Source organism: Halomonas sp. HP20-15 (assembly GCF_033446685.1).
Taxonomy (GTDB): domain Bacteria; phylum Pseudomonadota; class Gammaproteobacteria; order Pseudomonadales; family Halomonadaceae; genus Modicisalibacter.
This window is the reverse complement of the sequence record NZ_JAWQLY010000013.1, coordinates 40,641-66,008: the sequence shown is the minus strand read 5'-3', so window position 1 is coordinate 66,008 and position 25,368 is coordinate 40,641. Positions and strand designations below refer to the sequence as shown.

Sequence of the window (25,368 nt, the reverse complement as noted above, 5' to 3'; positions counted from 1 at the left end):
GCCGAGCCGCCGCCGGGACAGGCCGGAACTGGCCCAGCGGCGCGCCCTGCGGCAGGGTGTCGCGCCTCCCGGCAACTGGCACAGGGATTGCCCTAGTAGGAGCGTCATCCTTCTTTAATCGGAGTTCCATTCATGCTGACCCCGCAACAGGAACAGCTCGTTGCCGCTACCGCCCCCGTCGTCGCCGAGCATCTCGATGCGATCACCCAGCGTTTCTATCCAGTGCTGTTCGAGCGCTATCCCCAGGTCAAGGCGCTGTTCAACGCCGCCCACCAGACGAGCGGCGGGCAACCACGGGCGCTGGCCGCCGCGGTGCTGCGCTACGTGCAGTTGCGCGGCGACCGTGAGCAGGCCAAGGCGGCGCTGGCGCTGGTGGTCGACAAGCACGTGTCGCTGAACATCCGCCCCGATCATTATCCACTCGTCGGCGAATGCCTGATGGCGGCGATCGGCGAGGTGCTCGGCGAGGCGGTGACCGCCGAGATCGCCGGCGCCTGGCAGGCGGTCTATGAAGAGCTGGCCGGCCTTTTGATCGAGCTCGAGGCGGCACGCTACGAGCAGTTCGCGGCATTGCCGGGGGGCTGGCGCGGCGCGCGGGGCTTCCATGTCGCCGCGACCCGCCAGGAAAGCGCCGAGATCCGCTCCTTCGTGCTGGCGCCCGACGACGGCCAGCCGGTCGCCGACTTCGCGCCGGGCCAGTTCATCGGCGTCAAGCTGTTGATCGACGGCGAGCCGGTGTTCCGTCACTACAGCCTGTCCGCGGCACCCAACGGCCGCACCTATCGCTTGTCGATCAAGCGCGAGCCCGGCGGCCGGGTCAGCGAATATTTCCACGCCCGCATGAGCGAAGGAGCGCGCCTCGAACTGCTGCCGCCGGCGGGCGAGTTGACCCTCGCGGAAGGCGCGTCACCGGTGGTACTGCTCAGCGCCGGCGTCGGCCAGACGCCGATGCTCTCGCTGGCCGCCCAGGCACTGGCTGCGGGGCGTTCGGTCACCTACGTGCACGCCGCGCGTAGCGCTGACGTGCACGCCTTCGGCGACGAGGTCGCGGCCTTGGCCGAGCGTTATCCGCAACGGCTGCGCAGCGTGGTCTGCTACGAGCAGGCCGATGGCGATGCTGCGCCGGATCACCTGGGACGCATCGATCGCGAACTGCTGGCGAGGCTGCTGCCGGAGGACGAGCCGTTGTGCTATCTGGTCGGTCCGCAGGGCTTCATGCACTGCGTCGATACCCAGCTCGAGGCACTCGGAGTGCCGGCCGAGCGGCGGCGCTTCGAGCACTTCGGACCGTCGCGGCCGCTGCACGCCTGAGCACGGTGGACGATGCCCGGCGATTATCGGGTTCTATAGGGAAAAGCAATCGGCGCAGGAGTTGATTAGAGCCCTAACGAACGCCATGTCTGGGACAGCATTATTTCGAATTACCGCCAAGGAGCGACCATGGCCTACGAAAACCTGCTGTCCCCGCTCGAGCTGAGCCGCCTGACGCTGCCCAACCGCGTCATCATGGCGCCGCTGACTCGTGCCCGTACGCCCGACAGCGTCCCCGGCCCGCTACAGGCCACCTACTATGCGCAGCGCGCCGGAGCGGGGCTGGTGATCAGCGAGGCGACCAACATCTCGCCGACCGCACGCGGCTACGTATATACCCCGGGCATCTATACCGACGCCCAGGAGGAGGGCTGGCGCAACGTGGTCAAGGCGGTCCACGACGCCGGCGGGCGCATGGCACTGCAGTTGTGGCACGTGGGGCGCGTCTCTCACGAGATCGTCCAGCCCGACGGTCAGCAGCCGGTCGCGCCCAGCGCGATTCGCGGCGAGGGGGCGCAGTGCTTCGCCGAGTTCGCCGACGGCACCGCGGGTCGTCATCCGGCGAGCACGCCAAGGGCGCTCGAACTCAGTGAGATCCCCGGGCTCATCGACGACTATCGCCAGGCGGCACGGCGCGCCAAGCGGGCCGGCTTCGACATGGTCGAGGTCCACGCCGCCAACGCCTATCTGCTGCAGCAGTTCCTGGCCAGCGGCTCCAACAAGCGCACCGATCGCTACGGTGGCAACGTGATCAACCGCGCGCGGTTGCTGCTCGAGGTGGTCGATGCGGTCGGCGCGGAGATGGGCGCCGCTCGCGTCGGGGTGCGGCTGTCGCCGTTCATCGAGATTTTCGGCCTCAGCGATGACGAGCCCGAGGCGATGATGCGCTACCTGGCCGAACAGCTGTCGCTGCGCAAGATCGGCTACCTGCACATCAACGAACCCGACTGGACCGGCGAGGGCGTGCAGTTGACCGACGACTTCCGGCGCGACCTGCGCGATCGCTTCCGTGGCCCGCTGTTGTATTGCGGTCACTACACCGCGGCGCGCGGCGAGATGCTGATCGAGAAAGGGCTCGCCGACGCGGTGGTCTACGGCCGGCCGTATATCGCCAACCCCGACCTGGTCGAGCGCTTTCGTCGTCAGGCGCCGCTCAACGAGCCGGATCCGGACACCTTCTACGGCGGCGGCGCGGCAGGCTATACCGACTATCCGGCACTCGACTGAAACGCTGGGCTGTCCACTGGCCTGGCTTGGCGCTATCCTGTGAGTCACGAGCCGCCTAGGCAGGCGGCGGCCCAAGCTCATTGGTTAGGAGGACTCATATGCAGATCAGGACGTTGCTGGCTGGTTCCGCGATGCTCGCACTACTCGGCGGGTGTGCCACGGGTACCCAGCAGGGTGCGGGCACCCAGGAGCCGATGGCGGAGCCGCAGACGGCGACCTACGAAGGAACCTTGCCGTGCCGCAACTGCGCGGGCATCGATCTTGTCGTGACCCTCGAGGGCGACGAGCAGGCCGCCGACGAAGCGCGCGATTTCGCCCTCGACGCCAGCTACCGTGAGCATCCGCAGAATCCCCCGACCGAGCATTACGAGGGGCAGTGGAACGTGCTCAGCGGGACCGCCAACAACCCCGAAGCGACGGTCTACGAGCTGACTCCGGACGGCGAAGGCCAGGTCTACTATTTCCTCAAGCTCGACAGCGACACGCTCGAGCTGGTCGACCCGCAACGTCGGCGCTTCGAGAACGGCGAGACGCTGCGCCTCAACCGCCAGCAGTAAGCCGGTGTTTAGCTAGACAGTGCCGTAGCAACGCATGAACGAACTGGGGCGGCCATCGGCCGCCCCAGTTCGTTATCCCTTGCGCGTTATCATCGTCGAATCATCGACAGGAAGCCCATGGCGAAAGCGAAGAGCGCCTTCGTATGCACCGAATGCGGTGCCGAATACAGCAAGTGGCAGGGCCAGTGCACCAGTTGCCGTGAGTGGAACACCTTGAGCGAGGTGCGCCTGGCTGCCGCGCGCCCGGGTAGCGGCGGCGGTCCGACGACGGCGCGTGCCGGCTATGCCGGCAGCCTGTCGCGGGAGGTCACCGACCTGGCCAGTGTCGATCTCGCCGAGGTACCGCGCTTTTCGTCGACCTTCGGCGAGTTCGATCGCGTGCTCGGCGGTGGCCTGGTGCCGGGCTCGGCGGTGTTGCTGGGCGGCAATCCGGGGGCCGGCAAGTCGACCCTGCTGCTGCAGACCGCCTGCAAGCTCGCGCAGCAGCGCCGCGTGCTGTACGTCACCGGCGAGGAATCGCTGTCGCAGGTGGCGATGCGCGCGCACCGCCTGCAACTGCCCGCCCAGGGACTCAAGATGCTCGCCGAGACCAGCGTCGAGACGATCCTCGGCGTCGCCGAGCGCGAGCGCCCCGAGGTGCTGATCATCGACTCCATTCAGACCATGCATCTCGAGGATATCGGTTCGGCGCCGGGCGGGGTGGCCCAGGTCCGCGAGTCGGCGGCGGCGCTGACGCGTTTCGCCAAGCAGTCGAACACCGTGCTGATGCTGGTCGGCCACGTGACCAAGGACGGCACCCTGGCCGGCCCCAAGGTGCTCGAGCACATGATCGACGCCTCGCTGCTGCTCGAGGGCGGCGCCGATTCGCGCTTTCGCACCCTGCGCGGCCAGAAGAACCGTTTCGGCGCGGTCAACGAGCTGGGCGTGTTCGCGATGCTCGAGCAGGGCATGAAGGAGGTCAAGAATCCCAGCGCGATCTTCCTTTCGCGTAGCGAGGAGCAGGCCCCGGGCAGCCTGGTGATGGTGGTCTGGGAGGGCACCCGGCCGATCCTCGTCGAGGTCCAGGCGCTGCTCGACGACTCGGCGCTGGGCAACCCGCGGCGCGTCGCGGTGGGGCTCGACAGCAACCGCCTGGCGATGCTGCTGGCGGTGCTGCACAAGCACGGCGGGCTGTTCACCGGCGACCAGGACGTGTTCCTCAACGTGGTCGGCGGGGTCAAGGTGCTCGAGACCAGCGCCGACCTGGCGGTGCTGCTGGCGGTGGTGTCGAGCCTGCAGAACCGCTCGCTGCCGCGCGAGCTGGTGGTATTCGGCGAGGTCGGCCTGTCCGGCGAGATCCGCCCCGTGCCCAGCGGCCAGGAACGCATCGTCGAGGCCGCCAAGCACGGCTTCACCCGCGCCATCGTGCCGCGCGGCAACGCCCCCAAGCGCGCCCCCGAGGGCATGCAGGTGGTCGCCGTCGACAAGCTCGCCGAGGCCATCGAGGCGCTATGAACGGACTCGCGGTGCGCCTTCACGACTACGCTTCAAATCGTAAGCCCGCTACAACCGGAACATTCATGCATGCAAGGAGATGACCCATGAGCGCCATTCGCCTGACCCAGTACAGTCATGGTGCCGGCTGTGGCTGCAAGATCGCCCCCGACGTTCTTGACGGCATTCTCGCCAAGGCCGGGCCGGGGGCCAGCAACACCCGGCTGATCGTCGGCAACCAGGGCCGCGAGGACGCGGCGGTCTACGATCTCGGCGATGGCCGCGGGATGATCGCCACCACCGATTTCTTCACGCCGATCGTCGACGATCCCTTCGATTTCGGGCGCATCGCCGCGATCAACGCCATCAGCGACGTCTACGCCATGGGCGGCAAGCCGGTGATGGCGCTGGGCATCCTCGGCTGGCCGCTCGACAAGCTGGACGCCGACATCGCCGGCGACGTGGTCGCCGGCGCCCAGGCGGTGTGCCGCGAGCTGGGGCTGGCGCTGGCCGGCGGTCACTCGATCGACGCCCCCGAGCCGATCTTCGGCCTGGCGGTCAACGGCCTGGTCGATCTCGACACGCTCAAGCTCAACAAGGGGGCCGAGCCCGGCGATCTTTTGTATCTCACCAAGCCGCTCGGCGTCGGTCTGCTGACCACCGCCGAGAAGCGCGGTTTGCTCAAGGAGGGTCACCAGGGGCTGGCACGCGAAACCATGCTCAAGCCCAACGACATCGGCGTCGAGATGGCGCGCATTTCCGGCGTACATGCGATGACCGACGTCACCGGTTTCGGCCTGGCCGGGCACCTGAGCGAGATGTGCGAAGCCAGCGGGGTGGCCGCACGCATCGACTTCCGGCGCCTGCCGCGACTCGCCGAGGCCGAGGCCTATCGCCGCCAGGGCGCGGTGCCCGGCGGCACCGGGCGCAACCATCAGGCGCTGGGCAAGCGCCTGCCCGAGATGGACGCCGCCCACTGGCAGTGGCTGTGCGACCCGCAGACTTCCGGCGGCCTGCTGCTGGCGGTGCATCCCGCCTACGCCGATGATGTCGAGCGTGTCGGTCGCAAGTTCGGGCTGAGTCTCGAGTCGTTCGGCGAGTGCACGAAGGCCGGCGGCGAGGCGCTGATCGAGGTCCGGCGATGAGCCTGACCGCGCTCGAGCCCGACCTCGAGTGGCTGCGCGCGGGGCGCGCGCTGATCGACGTGCGCGCGCCGGTGGAGTTCGCCCAGGGCGCGCTGCCGGGTGCGGTCAACCTGCCGCTGATGGACGACGAGGAGCGCCACCGCGTCGGCATACGCTACAAGGAGGCCGGCCAGGGCGCGGCGATCGAACTCGGCCAGCGGCTGGTGGGCGGGTCCCTGAAGCGTCGGCGTGTCGAGGCCTGGCGGGCGTATCTCGCGGCGCACCCCGACGCGCTGGTCTACTGCTTTCGCGGCGGACTGCGCTCGCAGATTGCCCAGCAGTGGCTCGCCGAAGCCGGCATCGAGCGCCCGCGCATCCAGGGTGGCTGGAAGGCCATGCGCCAGGCCCTGTGCCGGCACATCGACGCCGCCGGCGAGCGCCCCATGCTGATCGTCGGGGGGCTGACCGGTTGCGCCAAGACCGAGCTCGTCCAGCGTGCCGGCGGGCCGGATCTCGAAGCCTGCGCGCGCCACAAGGGCTCGGCGTTCGGTCGCCACCCGTTGCCGGCGCCGGCGCAGATCGACTTCGAACACGCCCTCGGCCGCGAGCTGCTCTCGGTCGCGGCGCCCTATGTCGTCGAGGACGAGTCGCGGCATATCGGCAGTGTCAACATTCCGCTGAGCTTCTGGCGGGGCATGGAGCGCGCGCCGCGCATTCGCGTGGAGATGCCGCTGGATTGGCGGCTGGCGCGCATTCACAAGGACTACATCGAGGACCTGTGGGCGATCTATGCCGGCCAGTACGGTGAATGGCTGGGCTGGACGCTGATGCGCAAGCAACTCAGCAGCGCCCTGGCGCGGCTCAGGAAGCGCCTGGGCGGCGCGCGGCTGAAGCGGCTGCAGCGGCTGCAGGCGCTGGCCTTCGCCGAGCATGCGCGCGGCAACTCCCTGGCGCATGAAGCGTGGCTGGCGCCGCTGCTCACCGAGTATTACGACCCGCTGTACCGTCACCAGCTCGACAAGCACCAGCAGACCTTCCTGCACGTCGGTGACTGGGACAGCTGCCTGGCATTCGCCCGCGATTGGCGAGCCGCCTAGCGGCTGGTGCTGGCGACCCAGCGCATCATCACCCGGTCGAGCAGGGCCGCGAGGCGATCGAAGCGCCGTGGATCTTCGAGCATCGTCGCGTCATCCTGCATGTAGGGGCCACTGCCTCCGAGCGAGGCGGGCGGCTCGGCGAGCAGCGCGGCGACACTGGCGCGGGTCGCCTCCAGATGGCACTGCAGGCCGACCACGCGGCCGGCATCCCAGGCAAAGCCCTGGACCGGGCTTGCCGCGCTGGCGCCCAGCGGCAGCGCGTCATCCGGCAGGCCGAAGATGTCGCGATGCCAGTGGAAGGCCTCGAACGTCTCGGGCAGGTCGAAGGGGCTCTGCGCCGCCAGGGTGATCGCATGCCAGCCGGTTTCGGCATAGGTACCGCGCGAGACGATGGCACCCAACTGGGTGGCGATCAGTTGCGCGCCGAGGCCGACGCCGAGCAGCGGCTTGGCGCTCTTCAGCGCGCGCATCAACAGCTTGTTTTCGCGCTTCAGCCAGGGATGCTCGTCGCTGGCGTCGTGCGCCTGCGGACCGTCGAGCACGATCAGTGCATCGCAATCCTCTAGGCGCGGCGGCATCTCGCCCGCATAGAGATGGCTGGTATTGTGGCTATGGCCCATGCCATCCAGCCAGTCGGCGAACCGGGCAGGGCCGTAGTGGGCAGCGTGCTGGAGAAAGTAGATATGCATGATGGGTCCATGGTGAATAAGCGTGTCGGCAGCGGCAAGTGCCGTAGCGGCCGACAGGGAGAGGCGTATGACGCGCAGTGAGCGGCTCGAGCAGATCTACACCATCGTCGCGCAGATCCCCGCGGGGCGGGTGACCACCTATGGCCGCGTGGCGAAGATGACCGATGGCGCCACCGCCCGCATGGTCGGCAGCGCGATGCGCCATCTGCCCGCCGGCCATGGACTGCCCTGGCATCGGGTCATCAACGCCTCGCGGCAGGTCGCCGACCATGGCGGGGCGGTCACTCAGCGCGAGAAACTGCGCGCCGAGGGTGTCGCCTTCGATGCCAAGGGACGGGTCAACGCCGAACTGCTCTGGCCATGAAGCCTGGCCCGCGCTTCGGGCCGCCTTCCCAATCGGAGCCTTTCGAGTAACAACCTACTTAGTGAAGCTTTGTCAGTAAGAGATAGGGCAGACGATTATGCAACAGACATCTCCAGGCGGTTTCAAGGCTCGGCTACGGCAACTGGGTCGCCGCCAGCAGTGGGCGTTCATGGCCGCGCTGTGCGAGCGGCTGATGCCCAATTACGGGCTCTATGCGCAGATGACCGGGCAGGGCGACAGCGCCGCGCTGCGGGTGATCCTCGACTTGGCCTGGGAGACGCTGACGGTGCGCGATGCGCGCATCGACTTCGCCCGCCAGGCCGAGAAGCTCGCCGAACTCGAGCCGCCCGGCGATGACGACAGCTTCGGCGCGCGGCGTGCGGTGGAGGCGGTCGTCGCGTTGTCGACGCTACTCGACGCGCTGCAGGGCGAGTTGCCCGAGGCGCCGCTGGAGGTCAGCCAGGTCTCGATGAGCGGCGTGCAGGCGTATGTCGAGATGAGTGAGGGGGCGGAAGATGACGATCCCGATCAGGCCAGGGCGCGGCTGCGCAGCCATCCGCTGATGGCCGATGAGCGCGACTTCCAGGATGCCGTGCTCGAGGCCGCCGAGGGTGAGCTCGGCCGCGACGCGCTCAAGGCGCTGCGTCGGCTGGGACGCAACGACGGCATCAGCAATCTGGGCCTGAGCCTGGGGTGACGGCCGCGCCGGGGCGTGTTGCGGGCCTTGGCCTAGAATCGGGTGCCGGCGGTGAGCATCATGCCGGCCGTGCCGAAGAGGATGACGTCGCTTTCGAACCGTCCCCAGCGCGCGCCTACGGCAGGCAGTATCGCGGGGGCAATGCCGTAGTGGTTGAAGGCGATATTGTCCTGCTTGTCGCCGTCGTAGCCGCGTATACCGCCGGCGGTCAGCTTGGCCCGCACGTCCACGTCGTGACGCGGTCGCCATAGCGTGAATTCGCGTCCGGCGTAGAAGTACCAGGTGGGCTGCTCGAAGGAGTTTTTCAACCAGGCGGCCCCGGCCAGCCAGCGATCGGTGCTGTGCAATTCGACACCGATCAGGTTCTGGTGGTCGTTGTACTTCGCGTCGGAGCTATAGTGGTGTGTCCACAGGCTGGTCTGGACCAGCCCGTGATCATAGCTGAAAAGGCCATCAGCGCTGGCTGATGGGCCGAGCCCCACCAGCAGCATTCCCAAGGCTACGCCCCCCAGGCGCTTAAAGCGGGCCTGTTCCAACACGCGCATCATCGGCCCCCTCAAAGGCGCATCTCGATGCCACGCTCGGCCATATAGCGCTTGGCATCGGGGATGGTGTATTCGCCGAAGTGGAAGATGCTCGCCGCAAGCACCGCGTCGGCGCCACCCTTGGTCACGCCCTCGACCAGGTGGTCGAGATTGCCGACCCCGCCCGAGGCGATCACCGGCACCGCCACGGCGTCGGCGATCGCGCGGGTCACTTCCAGGTCGAAGCCTGACTTGGTGCCGTCGCGGTCCATGCTGGTCAACAGCAGTTCGCCGGCCCCGTAGTCGACCATCTTGCGTGCCCAGTCGACGGCGTCCAGTCCGGTGGGCTTGCGTCCGCCGTGGGTGAAGATCTCCCAGCGCGGCGTCTCGCCCGCGGCACTGACACGCTTGGCGTCGATCGCCACCACGATGCACTGGCTGCCGAAGCGCTCGGCGGCTTCGCGCACGAAATCAGGGTCGCTCACCGCGGCGGTATTGATCGAGACCTTGTCGGCGCCGGCGTTGAGCATGGTGCGGATGTCCTCGCAGCGGCGGATGCCGCCACCCACGGTCAGCGGGATGAACACCTCGCCGGCGATGCGTTCGACCATTTCCACGGTGGTGTCGCGATCCTGGTGACTGGCGGTGATGTCGAGGAAGGTGATCTCGTCGGCGCCCTGCTGGTTGTAGCGCTTGGCGATCTCCACCGGGTCGCCGGCGTCGCGGATACCCACGAAGTTGACGCCCTTGACCACCCGGCCGGCGTCGACGTCGAGGCAGGGAATGATGCGCTTGGCCAGACCCATGTGTCAGTTCCTCCCGCTGGTGGCATTGGCGCTGAGTTCGTCACATAGCCGCTGGGCCTCGGCGACGTCGAGGCTGCCCTCGTAGATCGCACGGCCGGTGATCGCGCCGAGAATCCCCTGGTCGGCGACCCCGGCCAGCGCGCGGATGTCGTCGAGGTTGGTGACCCCGCCCGAGGCGATCACCGGCAGCCCGCCGTCGCGCGCCAGCTCGATGGTGGCCTCGAGGTTGACGCCCTGCATCATGCCGTCGCGGGCGATGTCGGTGTAGACGATCGATGACACACCGGCATCTAGAAAGCGCTTGGCCAGGTCGGTGGCCTTGAGCGTCGAGACCTCGGCCCAGCCGTCGGTGGCGACAAAGCCGTCGCGGGCATCGAGGCCGACGATTACCCGGCCCGGAAACAGCCGGCACATCTCGCCGACGAATTCGGGCTGCTTGACCGCCTGGGTCCCGATGATCACGTAGCCGACGCCGGCCTCGAGATAATGCTCGATGGTCGCCGCGCTGCGGATGCCGCCGCCGATCTGGATCGGCAGCTCGGGGTAGGCGCGGGCGATCGCGGTGACCGCTTCGCCATTGACCGGCTTGCCCTCGAAGGCGCCATTGAGATCGACCAGGTGCAGGCGGCGCGCACCGGCGTCGACCCAGCGGGCGGCCATCGCCACGGGATCGTCGCCGTAGGTGGTGGCGTCGTCCATGCGCCCCTGCTTGAGGCGGACGCAGTGGCCGTCCTTGAGATCGATGGCGGGAATGACCAGCATGTCGTGTCCTCGTGAGCGACCGCCTCAGCGGCGCTTTAGCATGATTGATTCGGCGCGGGCGACGCGGCTCAGGGCGCCCATAGCAGGGCGTGACCCAGTACGCCCAGTTGACCGGGCGCGGCTTAGGGCGCCCAGTTGACGAAGTTCTCCAGCAGCCGCAGGCCGGCGTCGGCGCTCTTCTCGGGGTGGAACTGCACCGCGAAGGTCGCCTCGCGTCCGGTGGCGACGTGAGCGGTGGCATCGCCGTAGCGGGTGGTGCCGAAGACCTCCGCGTCGCGCTCGGCGTCGACGTAGTAGCCGTGCACGAAGTAGAAGCGCGCGCCGTCGGCGATGCCGGTCCACAGCGGATGGTCATGGCGCTGGGTGACCTGGTTCCAGCCCATGTGCGGGACCTTGAGGCGGCGCTCGTCGGCATCACGCATCGTCTGACCGAAGCGGCGTACCTGGCCGGGCAGGAAGCCCAGGCAGTCGATGCCGCCGTTTTCCTCGCTGCGATCCATCAGCATCTGCTGGCCGACGCAGATACCCAGCAGCGGCTTGGCCTGCGAGGCGAGCAGCTCGCGGACCACACCCTCGAGCTCGGTGCGCTGCAACTCGCCCATGCAGTCGCGGATGGCGCCCTGGCCGGGCAGCACCACGCGGGTCGCGCCGCGGATCGAGCGCGGATCGCGGGTGATCATCACGTGCTCGTGGGTCACATGCTCCAGGGCCTTGGCCACGGAGTGCAGGTTGCCCATGCCATAGTCGATGACGGCGATCGTCATGCTCGCTCCTCGCAATTGATGTTCAGAGACTGCCCTTGGTCGAAGGCATCTGTCCGGCCATGCGCGGGTCCCTCTCCACGGCCATGCGCAGCGCCCGGCCGAAGGCTTTGAAGATGGTCTCGGCCTGGTGGTGGGCGTTGAAGCCCTTGAGGTTGTCGATATGCAGGGTGACCCGGGCGTGATTGACGAAGCCCTGGAAGAACTCCCAGAACAGCTGGGTGTCTAGCGTACCGATGGCGGCACGGGTGAACTCGACGTCCATGTACAGCCCGGGGCGTCCCGAAAAGTCGATCACGACCCGCGAGAGGGCCTCGTCGAGCGGCACGTAGGCGTGACCATAACGGCGGATGCCTCGCTTGTCGCCGATCGCCTTGTCGAAGGCCTGGCCCAGCGTGATGCCGATATCCTCGACGGTGTGATGATCGTCGATATGCAGGTCGCCGTGGGCGTTCAGCTCGATGTCGATCAGCCCGTGGCGGGCGATCTGGTCGAGCATGTGATCGAGAAACCCTACGCCGGTTTCGGCGATGAGGCGCCCCTCGCCGTCGAGATTGATCGTCGCCGTGATCTGGGTCTCGGAAGTGTCGCGTGACACCGTGGCGATTCGCTCGGACATGTGCGGCTCTCCCTTCCGGGCGCTCGCGCGCCGGGCAATGATGGTGGCGGGCCGGTCGCGCCGTGGGTGCGGCGCCCGGCACGTCGTAGGCAACCGAGCCTGTCATTATAGAGAATCGCGGCGGCCATCCGCTACAATGCGCAACGATGGGAGCGATAAGACGGCGTCCCTGGCCACGGAGAGGATGCATGCCAGTCACCCTGGAACAACTCGACCATGCCCGCTGGACGGCGGACGCCCAGGCCGGTGCGGACCTGTCGCGCATCTATCAGGATGCCTCGCCGGAGCTGTTGCCGCTGCCCGCCGAGGAGTTCGTGCGCGGGCATCTCGAGAGCGGCGGCGAATTCTGCTGCGCGCGCTTCAATGGTCGCTTGCTGGCGGCGGTCAGCATGCGTCGTGAGCCGGGCGCCTGGTGGCTGTCGCACTTCTGTGTCCGCGAGGCGACGCGGCGCCGCGGCGTCGGCTCGCGGCTGATGGCGCTGGTCGCCGCGGCGGCCGGCGACACGGCGCTGCGCATCGAGGCCGACCAGTTGCCGCTGGAAAGCCAGCTGCTGCTGGTACGGCTGGGCTACCGACTCGAAGAGAACGGAGCCTATTTCGAACTCATGACCCCTGCTTCTGGAGGAAGCCAATGAAGAGGTTGGTGCGAATACTGCTCGCAGCCGTCGGCGTGCTCGGACTGTTGGTCGTCGCTGCGGTGATCTACGTCACCACCTTCTTCGACCCCAACGACCTCAAGCCGCGTCTGGTCGAGGCGGTCAAGGAGCAGAGCGGCCTGGAACTGGCGCTGGAAGGTCCGCTGAGCTGGTCGTTCTATCCGCGCATCGGCGTCAGCGTCGAGGACGCACGGGCCTGGCTGCCCCAGCAATCCGCGCAGGACGAGACCTTCGCCGCCGTCGATCGAGCCGAGGTCAGCCTGGCGTTCGCGCCGTTGCTGTCGGGCGAGATCGCCATCGATGGGCTGACCCTGGATGGCATGCGTCTCGACCTGGTGCGCGATGCCCAGGGGCGCGGCAACTGGGAGACGCTGCTCGAGCGACTCGACCAGCAGGGCGACGACGCCGAGTCGGCGCTGGCGCCGGCCTCGGCCGGGCCCTCGATGCAGGACGGCGGGCCCAACGTGGCGCTGGATATCGCCAATGTCGAGGTCAAGAACAGTGAGGTGCACTATGCCGACCGGCGCAGCGACCTGGACGTCACGGTGCGCGACCTGGCGCTGACCAGCAGCGACGTCAACCCGGTCAACGCCTTTCCGCTCAAGGCCAGCTTCAACGTCGACAGCGCTGCGCCGGCGCTGGAAAGCCAGGTCAGCCTGCAGAGCAAGGTGCGCCTGGGACTCAATGACGGCCGCTACGAACTCACCGGCCTGACGCTGGATACGCAGACCCACTTCGCCGCCCTGCCGGAGCGCGCGCAGACGCTGGACTTCGATGCCAAGCGGCTACTCGCCGAGGTCCGCAATGGTCGCTACCGTCTCGAAGGCGGCCGCCTCGAGGGCAAGTTCGACCACCCGGCGCTGGGCGAGTCGCCGTTGCCGCTGACGCTGGTCTTCGCCGCCGAGGCCAACACCAACGACGCGACCGCCCAGTTGCACGACATCAAGCTGACCGGTGACGACGGACTCAACCTGACCGGCAATCTGACGGTCAATGCGCTGCTCAGCGCGCCGACCTACACCGGCAAGGTCGATCTGGCGCCGTTGTCGCTGCGGCCCTGGCTCGAACGTCTGGGCGTGACCTTGAACACCGCCGACGACGCGGCGCTCGAGGAGGTCTCGCTGACCAGCCCGATCGAGGGCGATGCCTCCCGGGTGACGCTCTCCAAGCTGACGCTGCTGGTCGACGACACGACGTTGACCGGTCATCTCGGCCTGGGGCTCGACGGCGATTCGCTGAACTTCGACCTGCAGGGCAATCAGCTCAATCTGGATGCCTACCTGCCGCCGCCCGACGAAGCGCCGGCCGGCGACGAAGCCACGGCGTTGCTCGAGACGATCGGTGTCGACAAGGCCACGGCCGCCGCCGAGACGCCCACCGAGAACGCCGAACTGGTCCCCGCCGCCACGCTGCGCGGGCTCGACCTCGACGGCCGGCTGGCGTTCGACACTCTGATCGCCAAGGGCCTGATGCTGGTCGATCCGGTGCTGGTGACTCGTGGCAGTGGCGGACAGCTGGCGCTCGAGCGTTTCGATGCGCGACTGTACGACGGCACCGCGCATCTCGAGGGCACTCTCGACGTGCGCGAGGCGCCGATTCGCTGGGCCTTCCGCGAACGCCTCGACGGCGTCCAGGTGGTGCCGCTGGTCGAGGACTATACCGGCAAGCCATCGCCGCTGCGTGGACGGCTCACGATGGTCGGTGACTTCACGTCGCGCACCAACAGCGCCGACACGCTACTGCGCAATCTCAACGGCCGCGCCGACTTCCACATCGACGACGGGGCGGTGTTCAACGTCAACGTCTCGCAGGAGCTGTGCACGGCGGTGGCGGCGCTGGAGGGCGAAAGCACTTCCCGGGAATGGAGCCCCGACACGCGCTTCGACCAGATCAAGGGCAGCGTCAGGGTAATCGACGGCGTGCTCAACAATGACGATCTGCTGATCACCATTCCCGGCATCGAGCTGACCGGCAATGGCCGCGTCAAGCTGGCCAGCCAGCGTTTCGACTACGACGCCCGGGCGCGCTTCGTGGATACCGCCGACGTCGCCTGCAACGTCAACCCAAGGCTCGAGCGCGTCCCTCTACCGGTGCACTGCGAGGGCCAGCTTTCCGGCGATCCCCAGCAGTGGTGCGGTTTCGACCGTCAGGCTTTCCAGCGCTCGCTGGCCGAGCTGGCCAAGGATGAGCTCAAGCACAAGGCCGCCGAGAAGATCAGCGAGAAAATCGAGGAAAGACTCGGTGGCGATGACTCATCCAAGGAACTTCGCGATGCCATCCGTGGTCTGTTGAAGTGAAGTTATAGCAAGCCAGTCCTGCGCCGACTCACGAGTCGGCGCTTTTTTATGTGTGCTTCCCATCATGACGCAACCGCCATTCATCGAACTGACACCGCAGGCCTTCCAGGCGCGCCTGTTCGACTGGTTCGATCGTCACGGTCGGACCAGCCTGCCCTGGCAGCAGGACAAGACGCCTTATCGGGTCTGGGTCTCCGAGATCATGTTGCAGCAGACCCAGGTCGCAACCGTGATCCCCTATTATCAGCGCTTCATGGCGCGTTTTCCGCGTGTCGAGGACCTGGCGCATGCCGAACCCGACGAGGTCCTGCACCTGTGGACCGGGCTCGGCTACTATGCCCGCGCGCGCAACCTGCATCGCGCCGCACGGATCGTCGTCGAGACGCATGGCGGCGAATTCCCGGTGCATAGCGTCGATGCCATGGCCGAGTTGCCCGGCATCGGTCGTTCCACCGCCGGGGCGATCATCGCGATCACCAGCGGGCGTCGTGCGGTGATTCTCGACGGTAACGTCAAGCGCGTACTGGCGCGCCTGCACGCCGTCGAGGGCTGGTCCGGCAGGACCGTGGTGAGCCGTGAGCTGTGGCGGCTCGCCGAGCATTACACGCCCGCTACGCGGCTCGCCGACTACACCCAGGCGATGATGGATCTGGGGGCGACGCTATGCACCCGCAGCAAGCCGAGCTGCCTGCTGTGCCCGTTCAACGATGCCTGCCAGGCCCATGCCCGCGGCGAGGAGCATCGTTTTCCCGAGCCCAAACCGCGCAAGGCATTGCCGGAGCGCCATACCCGAATGCTGTTGCTGTGCGACCCCGCCGGCCGCGTCATGCTCGAACAGCGTCCCGCGAGCGGGCTATGGGGTGGCCTGTGGGGCTTTCCGCAGTTCGACGACGATGCGGCGCTGGATGACTGGCTGGCGACTCACGCACCGGAGGCGCAGCGCGAGCGGGCCTGGCCGACGATCAGTCACACCTTCAGCCACTTTCGCTTGCATATCGTGCCGCAGCCGGTACGGCTGGCGCGCAGCGTCGCTGCCGTGACCGAGCCGGGTCGACTCTGGTATAACCCCCGGGAGCCGGCGAGTATCGGCTTGGCCGCTCCGGTCAAGACGCTGCTGGATACGCTCGCCCATTCAACGACGCAAGCCGAGGAGCGCTCGCGATGACGCAGACCGTGTTCTGTCGTAAATACCAGCAAGAGCTCGAGTCCCTGCCTTTCCCGCCGCTGCCGGGCGAGAAGGGCCAGGAAATCCAGCGCACCGTGTCGAAGAAGGCCTGGGAGGAGTGGCAGGCTCGCCAGACGCGTCTGATCAACGAGAAGCATCTCAACATGCTCGATCCGCAGACCCGCGAATACCTGATGGACCAGATGGAACGCTTCCTGGACAACCGCGAAAGCGACCAGGCCGAAGGCTACGTACCGCCCGCTCAGTAAGCGCAGGGCCGATGAATTGGTCAGCATCTTTTTGAAAAGGCAGGGTTGACCGTCCTCGGGGTTTACGGTTTAATACGTCCCCGTTGGCAACGGCCAGATAGCTCAGTCGGTAGAGCAGTGGATTGAAAATCCTCGTGTCGGCGGTTCGATTCCGTCTCTGGCCACCAATTTGCTGGGGTATAGCCAAGTGGTAAGGCACCGGTTTTTGGTATCGGCATTCGCAGGTTCGAGTCCTGCTACCCCAGCCACGCCAACGCTCTTGGGGCTGGCATAGCTCAGTTGGTAGAGCAACTGACTTGTAATCAGTAGGTCCCGGGTTCGACTCCTGGTGCCAGCACCATTTAAACGTAGCAGTATCAAGCGTTTACAGATTTTAGAAAGCCGCCTCAACAGGGCGGCTTTTTTGCATGGAATACCACGTAAGGCTGGCTGCCCTTTGGCCATCCCAACGCAAACGCCCCGGCCAATGGCCGGGGCGTTTGCGTTGGGGCTATAAGTACGTAGGCGGCTTATGCTTTGCCGATCAGCACCAGTTCGTTCTGCAAGTGGCTCGGCAGGTCTTCTAGCAGGACTATGTTCAGCACCTTGCCGCCATCTTCCGCCTTGGCCACGCTCTCGTTGAGGGATGCGTTGATCTCGCTCGGAGACAGGTTGTACATGGCGCCTGTCATTGGATCCACGACCAGCCAACCGATAAGACCGCCAAAGACGATGTTGCCAGCGATGTACCAGCCATTCGGCGTCGAATTGATGGTCAGCGTGCGCGAGTCATAACCCGCTTTGGAAATCTCGACGGTATACGTCTTGCCTCCAAAGTAAGAGCCATCGGCTTTCTTGAGCTGGGTTGTCGTCGGCGTCATCCCGTTAAGGATCTCTTTTCCACGCTCATCGACGATGACGATATTCGCATCGCTGGGAGAGCTATTGAGAGTTACCGTTTCGTCGCGGTCCCCGACGATCGTCGCGCAACCGGAAAGCGCCAAGGTGCTAATTACGGCACCTAAAAACAGCTTGGTATTCATTATGTTCCCTTGCGTATAGATATTATCTGCCTTTTGGCAGGGCGCTAGGATGCCATACCCCGCTACAGCTCGTTCATTATAATTAGCGCCAGGATTAGCCTCTTCTTATCAGGGGCTAATGGCTATACCAATGCTATGTCTGGGCCGTCCGGTCCGGGCGCCGAGCCGCTCATTATCCGGCGTAGCGCTCATGTATCGTCAAACTCGTACGCTTTTTGTCAGTAATCTCTTACAAGTAAATCTAACTTGGGTTAAATGCTCCGCAGGGGATGACTGCCAAACTGAGTTCCGTGAGCAAGGACACGCTCAGTAGCAAGGAAGACGAGCACACGGATGGCTCAAACCAAGGATGCACGGGCAGGAAGCCTGTGGTGGTAGCAAGGAAAAGCAGCGCTCTAAGCCCGGCCCCGGTGGCCGGGCTCTTTGCGTTTGGGCGCTCGGCCCGAGCGTAGACGGTAATCTCTTACACCGCCAATCGGCAATCTCTTACAAGCGCTGGAGTGACTTCGGGGTACAGTCATCTGCGATGGACCGCCGCCGGCCAGGGACGGCCCCTTCGATTTCCGCCGACTCCTCCTGCAACGCTTCGGGGCGACTCGCCTCGCGCCAGTTGAAACGGTTCCCCACCTAAGCGCTATCGCGGACACTCCCGTGGTAGTGGTTTGCACGCCGTCGGCTTATGCAGGGCGTTCTGCGTCTGCACTGATCAGCGCATCGGATTTTCAAAAGCCGCCTCTCTGGGGCGGCTTTTTTGCGCGCGTAACGACTTGCCCAGCCAATGGTATCCTGTTTTGCACAATTGGAACGAATCGGCCTAGCCTGAGTCTGCACATCGAGAAACCGGTCCATGAAATTCAGGGAGGAAACTGTGAGTGACACGGATCTGGGCACGTTGGATGCCGCCAAGCTTGCCGAACTCTACGAATCCGGTCAGGCCTCGCCGCTCGAAGCGACCCGCGCCGCCCTGGAGCGTATCGAGCGCTTCAATGACGCCGTCAATGCCTATGTCTACGTCGATCGGGAGGGTGCCGAGAAGGCGGCCCGCGCATCCGCTCGTCGCTGGGGGCAGGGCAAGCCGCTGAGTCCCATCGATGGGGTGCCGGTCTCGCTTAAGGATCTGACCGAGGTGGCCGGGATGCCGGCCCGCGAGGGCTCGCTGACCAGCTCCGAGGCGCCTTGCGAGAACGACGCGCCGCCTGCACGCATGCTGCGCGAGGCGGGTGCCGTGCTGCTGGGCAAGACCAATACGCCGGAGTTCGGCTGGAAAGGGGTGACCGACAACCGTGTTTTCGGCGCCACCGCCAACCCTTGGGATACGCGGCTGACCTCCGGCGGTTCGTCAGGCGGCGCAGCGGTGGCAGCGGCACTCAACATGGGGGTGTTGCACCAGGGGGGCGACTCCGGTGGCTCGATTCGCATACCGGCGGGGTTCTGCGGGGTGTTCGGTTTCAAGCCGACCTTCGGTTGGACGCCGCAGTGGCCGCCGGCCAAGGAGCCGACGCTGTCACACATCGGCCCGTTGACGCGCACGGTCCGCGATGCCGCGAGCATGCTCAACGTGATCGGCCGCTACGATTACCGCGATCCTTATGCGGTTCGCGGGCAGCCCGAGGACTGGGCCGTGGACCTGGACTGTGACCTGCGCGGCCTGCGGATCGCCTACTCGCCCGATCTCGGTTATGCCGAAGTCGATCCCCAGATCGCGGCCCGTGTCCGTGAGGCGGCGCAGAAGCTCGAGTCCCTGGGCGCCGAGATCGAGGAGATCCACCCCGGTTTCTCCTCGCCCATCGATACCTATCGAAAGCACTGGTTCACCGCATCGCTGGAGGTCTGGTCCCAGTGCGACGAGCGTCAGCGCCAGTTGCTCGATCCGGGCCTGGTAGCCAACGCTCGCCATGCGGAGAAGTGGAGTGCCCTCGAGTTGTTCCGTGCCCAGGCCGATCGTGCGCGGCTTGCCGAACGGCTCGAGCATTTCAACCAGAGCTACCATCTGCTGATGACCCCGACGCTGCCCATTGAACCTTTCGAGATCAATCAGGAAGTGCCGCCGGGCAGTGACATGAGGGATTGGGAAGAGTGGGCGCCGTTTTCCTACCCGTTCAACTTGAGCCAGCAGCCGGCGGCCTCGGTACCGTGCGGGTTCACCGACGCGGGCTTGCCAGTCGGTTTCCAACTGGCCGGCGGCAAGTATGACGACATTCGCGTACTGCGTGCCTGTCACGCCTTTCTCGAGGCGTATCCGGCGCGCTTTCCTACGGTGCCCGATCCGGCTCAGTATAGTTAGGCCCTTCCCCGGTGGCTGGCGCACCCGCTGTCGGGACGCGGGTGCCGCCGTTTCGTCATCGTCCCGATCATCCAAGCAAGGAGCGCATAATGATTGTCCGCGATCACCAGGATGCCGAGAACAACCAGGTCGATGAAGAGAAGTTCATCAGCCGGCGGTACACGCTGCGGGCCGACGGCATGGGGCACTCGGTGCATGAAACCGTCATCAAGCCCGGCCAGTCGCTGCACATGTGGTACAAGAACCACCGGGAGTCGGTGATCTGTATCGAGGGGGAAGGCGAGATCGAAGACCTGACCGAAGGCGGCAAGTGGCAGCTCAAGCCAGGCGTGCTCTATGCCCTGGACAAGCACCAGAAGCACATCCTGAGCAGTGAGAAGGGCATGACGGTGCTTTGCGTCTTCACTCCATCGCTGGTGGGACCAGAGGATCACGACGAGCAGGGCAGCTACCCGCTCTATGACGACGACGGCACGCTGCTCAAGCGCTGACGATATTAGCTGGCTTGAAATGCCGCACACGGCGACTACGCTAAAAGTGTGATCAGGGATCAGGATGATCCTGTAGCATGGAAGCGAAAGGCCAAGGAGGCTCACCGGGCGGCAAGGATGGCACGCGACGGATAGGAATCGTCGTTGAAGTGTCTCGAGCCCGATGATCGATATCTCCCAGCGCCCCGCTTCCACGCGGGGCGCTTTCGTTTGCACTGCGGTTTTGCCGACCGCTACGAGGTGATCTTCCTGATCGTACCAATTTGGCATCGGCCCCCACTGGGACATGCGCAACCTCATGTCGTGATCAGGGAGTCGCCAGAGGCAGCTTCGGTTGCCGGGTCTGACGAACATCCCTGCTTTTTATGCCCCGTATCCCCTACGGGGCTATTTTTTGTCCGGGTAAGCCATTTGCGTTTTTATAACCTGGGTTAAATACATGGCTCGCGTTCTTTGAGATTGTGGGCGGTGTCGGGCCAGGAAGGCCCGCACCAAGGAAGGCCGAGCGACGGATAGCTCATGCGCCAAGGATGTACGAGCAGGAGGCTCGTTGTAGCAGCAAGGAAACGCAGCACTCGGAGAGCCCGGCCATTCGGTCGGGCTTTTCTGTGGGCAAATGAAAAAACGACCGGAAATGTGGGCGGGCTCGTTTGTCCTGTGACGCGGGTGGCACTAAGCTTTTCCGATACTTGCCACACCGGATCGGCAAGTCGAAGGCGCATCCGCCGTAGTGGCCGCCGCTGGCTGGGGTTGGCTGATGCTTTGAGGGCCGCTCTGGAGCGGTCCGGGAATTCACCTACACTTCCAAGAGTGCGGCCAGGAAGGCCGGCTCGTTATAGTTCGCAGCTACAGTGTGAGCACTCACACAAGGATGTTTCCATGGATACGGAAGAGTGCTGTATCAAAAGGAACCTCTGCCAACACATCGAACTTGGCGAGGAGGATCTGCAACTGCTGGAAGAGTTCGAGCACGCGCCTAAAGAGATCGCGCGCCGTAGCCAGTTGTGGAAGGCCGGCGACGTTCCCGAGATGTTGTATACCTTGAAGCGAGGCTGGGCCTACTCATTTCATTGCAGTAAGGGCGGTAGTCGCCAAGTCCTCGAGATATTCTTGCCCGGCGATCTGATCGGCATTCGTGAAGTGACGTTCAATACCCACTACTCCGGGGTCGAGATGCTCACGGACGGTGTCGTCTGTCCATTCCCCGTGCAAAGCCTGCGTGAGGCCTGCCAGCGCTCCAGTACGCTGGGGTTGGCAATGCATGCCTCGGCATCGCATCAGCAGGCGGTCATCACCGAGCGCCTGGTCAACGTGCTGAGTCACGACGCCAAGTCGCGCATTGCGCACTTTGCCCTGGAAATCTATTACCGGCTGGAGCGTATCCACGCGACTGACGGGGGCAGTTTCACGCTGCCCCTGACGCAGCGTCTGTTCAGCCTGATGCTGGGGCTCACCGAAGTGCATGTCAGCCGCACGTTGACCGACCTGGCGGAGGAGGGGCTGATTCACAAGCGGCGTAACGCCATAAGTATCCTCGATTTCGAGCGGCTCTCTGCGTTGGCGGGGTTCGTTCCCGAACATTGCAGCGAAGAGATCAATCCGCTGTTGCGCGGGTAGAACGGTACCTGTCAGGTTTGTGGTCCGTTCGATGAGAGCTCGTCTCGTGCCGAAGCATGACTCGTCCATACTTCAAGGCCATGGGCATGCTAATGTAGCGCGCCGTCGGTTATTTGAGGCGAGACAAAATTATGGCATCTTTTGCACGCGCGTTGCCGAGCAGCGCGCTTTCTACAGGGCCGCACAAGGAGACCGCAAGCGTGACGACAGAGCTCGAAACCGAGGAGGCGCGGCTCGCCCTCAATGATGCCGAGGCCTATCTCCGCCTGGCCAAGGCCATGAAGGAAGCGGGAATGTCGAGCGTCTCGGCCGATTATCTGCGTAACCTTGCCAGGCAACTGCGTCGGGAAAACGAATAGCCGCGCGACTCGTCTGCAAGTCGATTGAAAAGCCGGGACAAGGCACCTCCTTGACCCGGCCTGCGGCGCGGGGTTCAACCGCCGTAACCATCGGGCTGCATCATGGCATCGGAGCCGCTTTCCTGATCGAGGCTCTCCTCGTCGGTGTCGTGGCTCAACGAAGTGTCCTGGTGCTTCTGCGCCTCCTGCGGTTTGACCTTACCCTCGGGCCGCTTGCGTTGTTCATCGCTCTGGGCAGCCTGTTGCTGGGACCCGGCGTCCTGGGTGGCCTCGTCGCTCGCCTGCGGGATTGGCTCATCGGCGAAAGCGAACGCTGGAAGGCCCAGGCCGATTACCAGCGCGGCCAGTAGAGAGGGGCTGATTCGCTTGGCTGTCTTCATTGACATGGTCTTGCTCCTTGTCGTGTCGGGAATGCCTGCCTCAAGCTTTAGAAGCTGGCGGCAGACTTGGCAAGGGCCGGCTAACGGGCTTGCCTGACATACCGGCGAATGAGTAAGATTTTTTGCGGGCCGGCGTAGCTCAGTTGGCAGAGCAACGCATTCGTAATGCGTAGGTCGGTGGTTCGAGTCCACTCGCCGGCACCACTCCTTCCTCTAAATTCGCTGCCTATCGCCCCCACGGTGACTCGACCCGCTTCGCTGTGAGTCCGCAAAGTTATTCCTCTCCGGTTGAGCTGCGCTCTTCAACGCTTCTCGTCGAGCTTCGACTGCATCAACGAAGGGCACGGGTGCCATGTCTCGGATGTTTATGATCGCTTACCCACAGGGTAGTGAATCCCTTACATGGGGTAACGCCACTAAGATGGAGGCGGCATGTAAGCCGAGACAAGCCCCTGGCTAATGGACAGCCGGGGCTCTCCTCTTCTAATTTGTTGGCTTGGATTGCTTCTCGTCCCAGCCATTCGTTTGCTAAATTTCTGGTTTGATAATCTGGGTTAAGTTTTATGCCGTCGAGACGTGACACTGTAGTGGCGTTGTAGGGCACGGATCGCTTGGCAAGGAAGAACGGGCAGGGAAAGCCCGGTTTACCATGGAAGTGCGGATAGGATTCCGCTTAGGCAGCAAGGACACGCACTGCTAGTTAAAGCCCGGCCTGCAAAACAGGCCGGGCTTTTCCTTTCTCGCAGGCGTGGCCGTTAAGCTACTCTCAAGTCTCGTAGCCACGGAGCGGTGCACCGATCCAGGGATGGGTATGATCGAGATACTGAACATGGCCACTGCGCTGGCCATCAACTTTGTCCTGCTGTTTCTGGGCGTTCAGATGCTCCGGGGCTTTCGCCGCCAACGCCGCCCGCAGTTGATCATCAACCGTGCCTACAGCGACGACATCAAGGCGCCCTGCCTGATCAGCAACATGAGCTATGAAGCAATCTACCTGTCGACGGTGTTCTGCGCAGTCGAGAGAGAGGGCCGATGGCTGACCAGCGAAGTCACCGACCTTGCTACCGACGATCAGGGCGAGGAAAGTGGCGCCCGCTTCCAGGGGCCGGTTCCACCGAAGCATTTCTACCGCTTCTCAGGCTTCGACGTGCTGATCCGCCATACCCTCGCGGAGCATGGTTACGAACTCGATAGCTGGAGCGACGTCGGGGCGGTGGAGATCCGCGCCGTGGCGGTTTATGGAAATGAGAAGTACCCGTTGGGGGTGTATCGGCGCTTTAACGTCGTGCCGCGGCAACAAAGTGCCGTGCTGATTCCGGCGAGCGTGAAAGCCGGGCGGCTTTCGCGTCGCTGGCACCAGCGCAGGATCCAGCGCTGGTTTCGCGAATTGGGATGAAGCTGGGGATAGGCTTGCGGTGCGACTGCATCAACTGGATGCCGTCGGCTCGTCGCCCTCGGCGGAAGGCCGGCCTTTGGACTCGTGACTCATCGAAGGCAGCCATTCCGCGGCAGCCGAGTCGCTGAACGAGATTGGCGTATTCGTGGCCAGGATCCGCTTGTCGCAGTTCAGGTAGTGGTCATCGAAGTCGGCCATTTCGGCCAGGCGCTGCGGATCGAGGATCACCATGTGGAAATGGTGGCGTCTCACCAGTCCTTGGCAGGCCAGTGCCGAAAAGGTGCGGCTGATGTGGACCGTGCTCATGCCGAGCGCATCGGCAAGGTCCTGTTGCGAGAGCGGTAGCTGAAAGCCGTCGACATCGTCGGGGAGAAATTCCAGCAGGCGCTCGCGGCATTCACAGAGAAAGTGCGCCAGGCTCTCGCGCGCGTTGCGACGCGCCACGCTGACCAACCGCTCGGCGAGCATGGCCTGATGCTGGTTGGCGATCACGAACAGTGCCGACCTCATGCGATTCGAAGCGGTTAGTAGGGTGAAGATGCTCGAATAGGAGTACTCGCAGACCCGGCCGTCGGTGAGCATCGACACATCGTTGCGGCGTATTCCGCTCAACAGCTCGAAGATTCCCAGAATGTCGCCGGGGAGATAGGTAGCCAGCAGTTGCCGACTACCGTCGCTCAGATAACGCGCCGAACAGCCCCAGCCCTCGCTGATGACCAGCAGCGACTCGGCGCTGTCGCCTTCATGCCATAGCCACTCGCCAGCGGTGACTTCGCGCATCTCGAAAGTCAGGCTCTCGAGTAGCTCGACTTCGACATCATTCAGCGAAACCAGGGCGCTCAAGCGCTTCAACATGGGGTTGGTCGCGTTCCGCACGCACGTCTCCAGCGGCAAGATCTTGATAATGCAAAGAAACCATGGCTGGTAGAACGGCGCGATAACGTAGGTTTATTTTTATCAGAATGTCATCATTTAACTACCCGCCAAGCCGGGCGGATATATGACGGGCGATGGAAGATGTATTCCACCAACGTTTGGCCTGACCGTCGTGGTGGTGTAGCCAGGAAGCGCGGCCGGCGATGACCGGAAACCTCCATGGCCGGGTCGATCGGCAGGCCGACGGGATCGTGTCGGCCTGCGCCGGGCTAGCCGCTAGCGAGTCGGCGTCTCGCCCGCATCGTAATCCTGGTTGTCGTCCGGGGCGGAGCCGGTTTCGTAGGCCGTCTGCCGCTCGAAGTCGCGTGCCGCCTGGATGGCTTCGGGCTCGGTGTCGTGGCGCGATATCTCGACCGGGGCATCCGGGTCGGTAACGTCGACGACGCGCCAACCGGCCAGCATCGTGGCGTCTTCCTGCTCCTGAGTGATGGGCTCTACGCGTGCGGTATGGGTCATGCTACCTCCGTGTGCTGTGATCCTTCCCC

The 25,368-nt window shown here is 64.8% G+C and carries 27 protein-coding genes and 4 tRNA genes; 21 read left to right on the top strand and 10 right to left on the bottom strand.

Annotated features, from left to right (window positions below; genetic code table 11):
• The first annotated feature begins 132 nt into the window (after positions 1 to 132).
• The 6 genes from hmpA (at position 133) to mnmH (ending at position 6,789) form a co-directional block, all read left to right on the top strand.
• A complete protein-coding gene (hmpA, locus tag R6258_RS15900) occupies positions 133 to 1,311 on the top strand; it encodes an NO-inducible flavohemoprotein (protein ID WP_318452707.1) in 1,179 nt (392 codons plus the stop codon).
• 129 nt (positions 1,312 to 1,440) lie between these two features.
• Complete coding sequence (locus R6258_RS15895; RefSeq protein WP_318452706.1) at positions 1,441 to 2,538, top strand: alkene reductase; 1,098 nt, start codon at positions 1,441 to 1,443, stop codon at positions 2,536 to 2,538.
• A gap of 98 nt (positions 2,539 to 2,636) precedes the next feature.
• Entirely contained in the window at positions 2,637 to 3,095 is a 459-nt protein-coding gene (locus R6258_RS15890) for a copper resistance protein NlpE N-terminal domain-containing protein (RefSeq protein ID WP_318452705.1), read from the top strand.
• Positions 3,096 to 3,212: 117 nt separating this feature from the next.
• Positions 3,213 to 4,589: a DNA repair protein RadA gene (gene radA / locus R6258_RS15885; RefSeq protein ID WP_318452704.1), complete on the top strand. Its 1,377-nt coding sequence runs from the start codon at positions 3,213 to 3,215 to the stop codon at positions 4,587 to 4,589.
• Positions 4,590 to 4,675: 86 nt separating this feature from the next.
• A complete protein-coding gene (gene selD, locus R6258_RS15880; protein ID WP_318452703.1) occupies positions 4,676 to 5,713 on the top strand; it encodes a selenide, water dikinase SelD in 1,038 nt (345 codons plus the stop codon).
• Positions 5,710 to 6,789: a tRNA 2-selenouridine(34) synthase MnmH gene (mnmH, locus tag R6258_RS15875; protein ID WP_318452702.1), complete on the top strand. Its 1,080-nt coding sequence runs from the start codon at positions 5,710 to 5,712 to the stop codon at positions 6,787 to 6,789. Before selD ends, mnmH begins: the two co-directional genes overlap by 4 nt.
• Here mnmH and R6258_RS15870 read toward each other — a convergent pair.
• Positions 6,786 to 7,478 (bottom strand): type 1 glutamine amidotransferase, encoded by a 693-nt coding sequence (locus tag R6258_RS15870; RefSeq protein WP_318452701.1) that lies wholly within the window; start codon positions 7,476 to 7,478, stop codon positions 6,786 to 6,788. The two genes, mnmH and R6258_RS15870, sit on opposite strands and share 4 nt — an antisense overlap.
• Before the next feature lie 67 nt (positions 7,479 to 7,545).
• Here R6258_RS15870 and R6258_RS15865 point away from each other — a divergent pair, with 67 nt between their 5' ends.
• Both R6258_RS15865 and R6258_RS15860 read left to right on the top strand, forming a co-directional pair.
• The gene (locus R6258_RS15865; protein WP_318452700.1) at positions 7,546 to 7,842 is read left to right on the top strand and encodes an MGMT family protein; all 297 of its coding nucleotides are present in this window, start codon (positions 7,546 to 7,548) and stop codon (positions 7,840 to 7,842) included.
• A 97-nt stretch (positions 7,843 to 7,939) separates the two neighbouring features.
• Positions 7,940 to 8,539, top strand: coding sequence for a YjaG family protein (locus tag R6258_RS15860; protein WP_318452699.1), 600 nt, complete (start codon positions 7,940 to 7,942; stop codon positions 8,537 to 8,539).
• Positions 8,540 to 8,571: 32 nt separating this feature from the next.
• Here R6258_RS15860 and R6258_RS15855 read toward each other — a convergent pair whose 3' ends face one another.
• The 5 genes from R6258_RS15855 to hisB all read right to left on the bottom strand — a co-directional run bounded on the left by R6258_RS15855 (position 8,572) and on the right by hisB (position 12,011).
• Positions 8,572 to 9,087, bottom strand: a complete 516-nt coding sequence (locus tag R6258_RS15855; protein WP_318452698.1) for a hypothetical protein — start codon at positions 9,085 to 9,087, stop codon at positions 8,572 to 8,574.
• Positions 9,088 to 9,095: 8 nt separating this feature from the next.
• The gene (hisF, locus tag R6258_RS15850; RefSeq protein WP_318452697.1) at positions 9,096 to 9,869 is read right to left on the bottom strand and encodes an imidazole glycerol phosphate synthase subunit HisF; all 774 of its coding nucleotides are present in this window, start codon (positions 9,867 to 9,869) and stop codon (positions 9,096 to 9,098) included.
• A 3-nt stretch (positions 9,870 to 9,872) separates the two neighbouring features.
• A complete protein-coding gene (gene hisA, locus R6258_RS15845) occupies positions 9,873 to 10,631 on the bottom strand; it encodes a 1-(5-phosphoribosyl)-5-[(5-phosphoribosylamino)methylideneamino]imidazole-4-carboxamide isomerase (RefSeq protein WP_318452696.1) in 759 nt (252 codons plus the stop codon).
• Positions 10,632 to 10,753: 122 nt separating this feature from the next.
• Positions 10,754 to 11,395, bottom strand: coding sequence for an imidazole glycerol phosphate synthase subunit HisH (gene hisH, locus R6258_RS15840; RefSeq protein WP_318452695.1), 642 nt, complete (start codon positions 11,393 to 11,395; stop codon positions 10,754 to 10,756).
• Between the two features lie 22 nt (positions 11,396 to 11,417).
• Positions 11,418 to 12,011, bottom strand: a complete 594-nt coding sequence (hisB, locus tag R6258_RS15835; RefSeq protein ID WP_318452694.1) for an imidazoleglycerol-phosphate dehydratase HisB — start codon at positions 12,009 to 12,011, stop codon at positions 11,418 to 11,420.
• A 188-nt stretch (positions 12,012 to 12,199) separates the two neighbouring features.
• On the opposite strand from hisB, the gene R6258_RS15830 reads away from it, so the two are divergent.
• The 7 genes from R6258_RS15830 to R6258_RS15800 all read left to right on the top strand — a co-directional run bounded on the left by R6258_RS15830 (position 12,200) and on the right by R6258_RS15800 (position 16,738).
• Positions 12,200 to 12,646: an acetyl-CoA sensor PanZ family protein gene (locus tag R6258_RS15830; protein ID WP_318452693.1), complete on the top strand. Its 447-nt coding sequence runs from the start codon at positions 12,200 to 12,202 to the stop codon at positions 12,644 to 12,646.
• On the top strand, positions 12,643 to 14,964 hold the full coding sequence (locus tag R6258_RS15825; protein ID WP_318452692.1) for an AsmA family protein: 2,322 nt from the start codon (positions 12,643 to 12,645) through the stop codon (positions 14,962 to 14,964). The genes R6258_RS15830 and R6258_RS15825 overlap by 4 nt, the downstream gene beginning before the upstream one ends.
• Positions 14,965 to 15,028: 64 nt before the next feature.
• Complete coding sequence (mutY, locus tag R6258_RS15820) at positions 15,029 to 16,129, top strand: A/G-specific adenine glycosylase (RefSeq protein WP_318452691.1); 1,101 nt, start codon at positions 15,029 to 15,031, stop codon at positions 16,127 to 16,129.
• Complete coding sequence (locus R6258_RS15815; RefSeq protein ID WP_318452690.1) at positions 16,126 to 16,398, top strand: oxidative damage protection protein; 273 nt, start codon at positions 16,126 to 16,128, stop codon at positions 16,396 to 16,398. Before mutY ends, R6258_RS15815 begins: the two co-directional genes overlap by 4 nt.
• 91 nt (positions 16,399 to 16,489) lie before the next feature.
• A tRNA-Phe gene (locus R6258_RS15810) sits at positions 16,490 to 16,565 on the top strand.
• A 6-nt stretch (positions 16,566 to 16,571) separates the two neighbouring features.
• Positions 16,572 to 16,646 (top strand) — tRNA-Gln (locus R6258_RS15805).
• 16 nt (positions 16,647 to 16,662) lie between these two features.
• Positions 16,663 to 16,738 (top strand) — tRNA-Thr (locus R6258_RS15800).
• Positions 16,739 to 16,907: 169 nt separating this feature from the next.
• Here R6258_RS15800 and R6258_RS15795 read toward each other — a convergent pair.
• Positions 16,908 to 17,420 (bottom strand): hypothetical protein, encoded by a 513-nt coding sequence (locus tag R6258_RS15795; protein ID WP_318452689.1) that lies wholly within the window; start codon positions 17,418 to 17,420, stop codon positions 16,908 to 16,910.
• A gap of 868 nt (positions 17,421 to 18,288) precedes the next feature.
• On the opposite strand from R6258_RS15795, the gene R6258_RS15790 reads away from it, so the two are divergent.
• The 4 genes from R6258_RS15790 to R6258_RS15775 all read left to right on the top strand — a co-directional run bounded on the left by R6258_RS15790 (position 18,289) and on the right by R6258_RS15775 (position 22,171).
• On the top strand, positions 18,289 to 19,704 hold the full coding sequence (locus R6258_RS15790; protein WP_318452688.1) for an amidase: 1,416 nt from the start codon (positions 18,289 to 18,291) through the stop codon (positions 19,702 to 19,704).
• Between the two features lie 89 nt (positions 19,705 to 19,793).
• Entirely contained in the window at positions 19,794 to 20,195 is a 402-nt protein-coding gene (locus tag R6258_RS15785) for an ectoine synthase (protein WP_318452687.1), read from the top strand.
• Between the two features lie 879 nt (positions 20,196 to 21,074).
• Positions 21,075 to 21,812, top strand: coding sequence for a Crp/Fnr family transcriptional regulator (locus R6258_RS15780; RefSeq protein WP_318452686.1), 738 nt, complete (start codon positions 21,075 to 21,077; stop codon positions 21,810 to 21,812).
• Between the two features lie 200 nt (positions 21,813 to 22,012).
• Entirely contained in the window at positions 22,013 to 22,171 is a 159-nt protein-coding gene (locus R6258_RS15775; RefSeq protein ID WP_160171077.1) for a hypothetical protein, read from the top strand.
• Between the two features lie 74 nt (positions 22,172 to 22,245).
• On the opposite strand, the gene R6258_RS15770 is transcribed toward R6258_RS15775, so the two are convergent.
• Positions 22,246 to 22,557 (bottom strand): hypothetical protein, encoded by a 312-nt coding sequence (locus R6258_RS15770; protein WP_318452685.1) that lies wholly within the window; start codon positions 22,555 to 22,557, stop codon positions 22,246 to 22,248.
• Between the two features lie 122 nt (positions 22,558 to 22,679).
• Here R6258_RS15770 and R6258_RS15765 point away from each other — a divergent pair.
• Both R6258_RS15765 and R6258_RS15760 read left to right on the top strand, forming a co-directional pair.
• A tRNA-Thr gene (locus tag R6258_RS15765) sits at positions 22,680 to 22,755 on the top strand.
• A gap of 607 nt (positions 22,756 to 23,362) precedes the next feature.
• Entirely contained in the window at positions 23,363 to 23,947 is a 585-nt protein-coding gene (locus tag R6258_RS15760; protein WP_318452684.1) for a hypothetical protein, read from the top strand.
• A 30-nt stretch (positions 23,948 to 23,977) separates the two neighbouring features.
• On the opposite strand, the gene R6258_RS15755 is transcribed toward R6258_RS15760, so the two are convergent.
• Positions 23,978 to 24,802, bottom strand: coding sequence for a Crp/Fnr family transcriptional regulator (locus R6258_RS15755; protein WP_318452683.1), 825 nt, complete (start codon positions 24,800 to 24,802; stop codon positions 23,978 to 23,980).
• Between the two features lie 297 nt (positions 24,803 to 25,099).
• Complete coding sequence (locus tag R6258_RS15750; RefSeq protein WP_318452682.1) at positions 25,100 to 25,339, bottom strand: hypothetical protein; 240 nt, start codon at positions 25,337 to 25,339, stop codon at positions 25,100 to 25,102.
• Positions 25,340 to 25,368: the final 29 nt, after the last annotated feature.

Coding starts and splice junctions, on each gene's coding strand:
- hmpA (WP_318452707.1), top strand. CDS start 133: ATGCTGACCCCGCAACAGGAACAGCTCGTTGCCGCTACCGCCCCCGTC.
- R6258_RS15895 (WP_318452706.1), top strand. CDS start 1,441: ATGGCCTACGAAAACCTGCTGTCCCCGCTCGAGCTGAGCCGCCTGACG.
- R6258_RS15890 (WP_318452705.1), top strand. CDS start 2,637: ATGCAGATCAGGACGTTGCTGGCTGGTTCCGCGATGCTCGCACTACTC.
- radA (WP_318452704.1), top strand. CDS start 3,213: ATGGCGAAAGCGAAGAGCGCCTTCGTATGCACCGAATGCGGTGCCGAA.
- selD (WP_318452703.1), top strand. CDS start 4,676: ATGAGCGCCATTCGCCTGACCCAGTACAGTCATGGTGCCGGCTGTGGC.
- mnmH (WP_318452702.1), top strand. CDS start 5,710: ATGAGCCTGACCGCGCTCGAGCCCGACCTCGAGTGGCTGCGCGCGGGG.
- R6258_RS15870 (WP_318452701.1), bottom strand. CDS start 7,478: ATGCATATCTACTTTCTCCAGCACGCTGCCCACTACGGCCCTGCCCGG.
- R6258_RS15865 (WP_318452700.1), top strand. CDS start 7,546: ATGACGCGCAGTGAGCGGCTCGAGCAGATCTACACCATCGTCGCGCAG.
- R6258_RS15860 (WP_318452699.1), top strand. CDS start 7,940: ATGCAACAGACATCTCCAGGCGGTTTCAAGGCTCGGCTACGGCAACTG.
- R6258_RS15855 (WP_318452698.1), bottom strand. CDS start 9,087: ATGATGCGCGTGTTGGAACAGGCCCGCTTTAAGCGCCTGGGGGGCGTA.
- hisF (WP_318452697.1), bottom strand. CDS start 9,869: ATGGGTCTGGCCAAGCGCATCATTCCCTGCCTCGACGTCGACGCCGGC.
- hisA (WP_318452696.1), bottom strand. CDS start 10,631: ATGCTGGTCATTCCCGCCATCGATCTCAAGGACGGCCACTGCGTCCGC.
- hisH (WP_318452695.1), bottom strand. CDS start 11,395: ATGACGATCGCCGTCATCGACTATGGCATGGGCAACCTGCACTCCGTG.
- hisB (WP_318452694.1), bottom strand. CDS start 12,011: ATGTCCGAGCGAATCGCCACGGTGTCACGCGACACTTCCGAGACCCAG.
- R6258_RS15830 (WP_318452693.1), top strand. CDS start 12,200: ATGCCAGTCACCCTGGAACAACTCGACCATGCCCGCTGGACGGCGGAC.
- R6258_RS15825 (WP_318452692.1), top strand. CDS start 12,643: ATGAAGAGGTTGGTGCGAATACTGCTCGCAGCCGTCGGCGTGCTCGGA.
- mutY (WP_318452691.1), top strand. CDS start 15,029: ATGACGCAACCGCCATTCATCGAACTGACACCGCAGGCCTTCCAGGCG.
- R6258_RS15815 (WP_318452690.1), top strand. CDS start 16,126: ATGACGCAGACCGTGTTCTGTCGTAAATACCAGCAAGAGCTCGAGTCC.
- R6258_RS15795 (WP_318452689.1), bottom strand. CDS start 17,420: ATGAATACCAAGCTGTTTTTAGGTGCCGTAATTAGCACCTTGGCGCTT.
- R6258_RS15785 (WP_318452687.1), top strand. CDS start 19,794: ATGATTGTCCGCGATCACCAGGATGCCGAGAACAACCAGGTCGATGAA.
- R6258_RS15780 (WP_318452686.1), top strand. CDS start 21,075: ATGGATACGGAAGAGTGCTGTATCAAAAGGAACCTCTGCCAACACATC.
- R6258_RS15770 (WP_318452685.1), bottom strand. CDS start 22,557: ATGTCAATGAAGACAGCCAAGCGAATCAGCCCCTCTCTACTGGCCGCG.
- R6258_RS15760 (WP_318452684.1), top strand. CDS start 23,363: ATGATCGAGATACTGAACATGGCCACTGCGCTGGCCATCAACTTTGTC.
- R6258_RS15755 (WP_318452683.1), bottom strand. CDS start 24,802: ATGTTGAAGCGCTTGAGCGCCCTGGTTTCGCTGAATGATGTCGAAGTC.
- R6258_RS15750 (WP_318452682.1), bottom strand. CDS start 25,339: ATGACCCATACCGCACGCGTAGAGCCCATCACTCAGGAGCAGGAAGAC.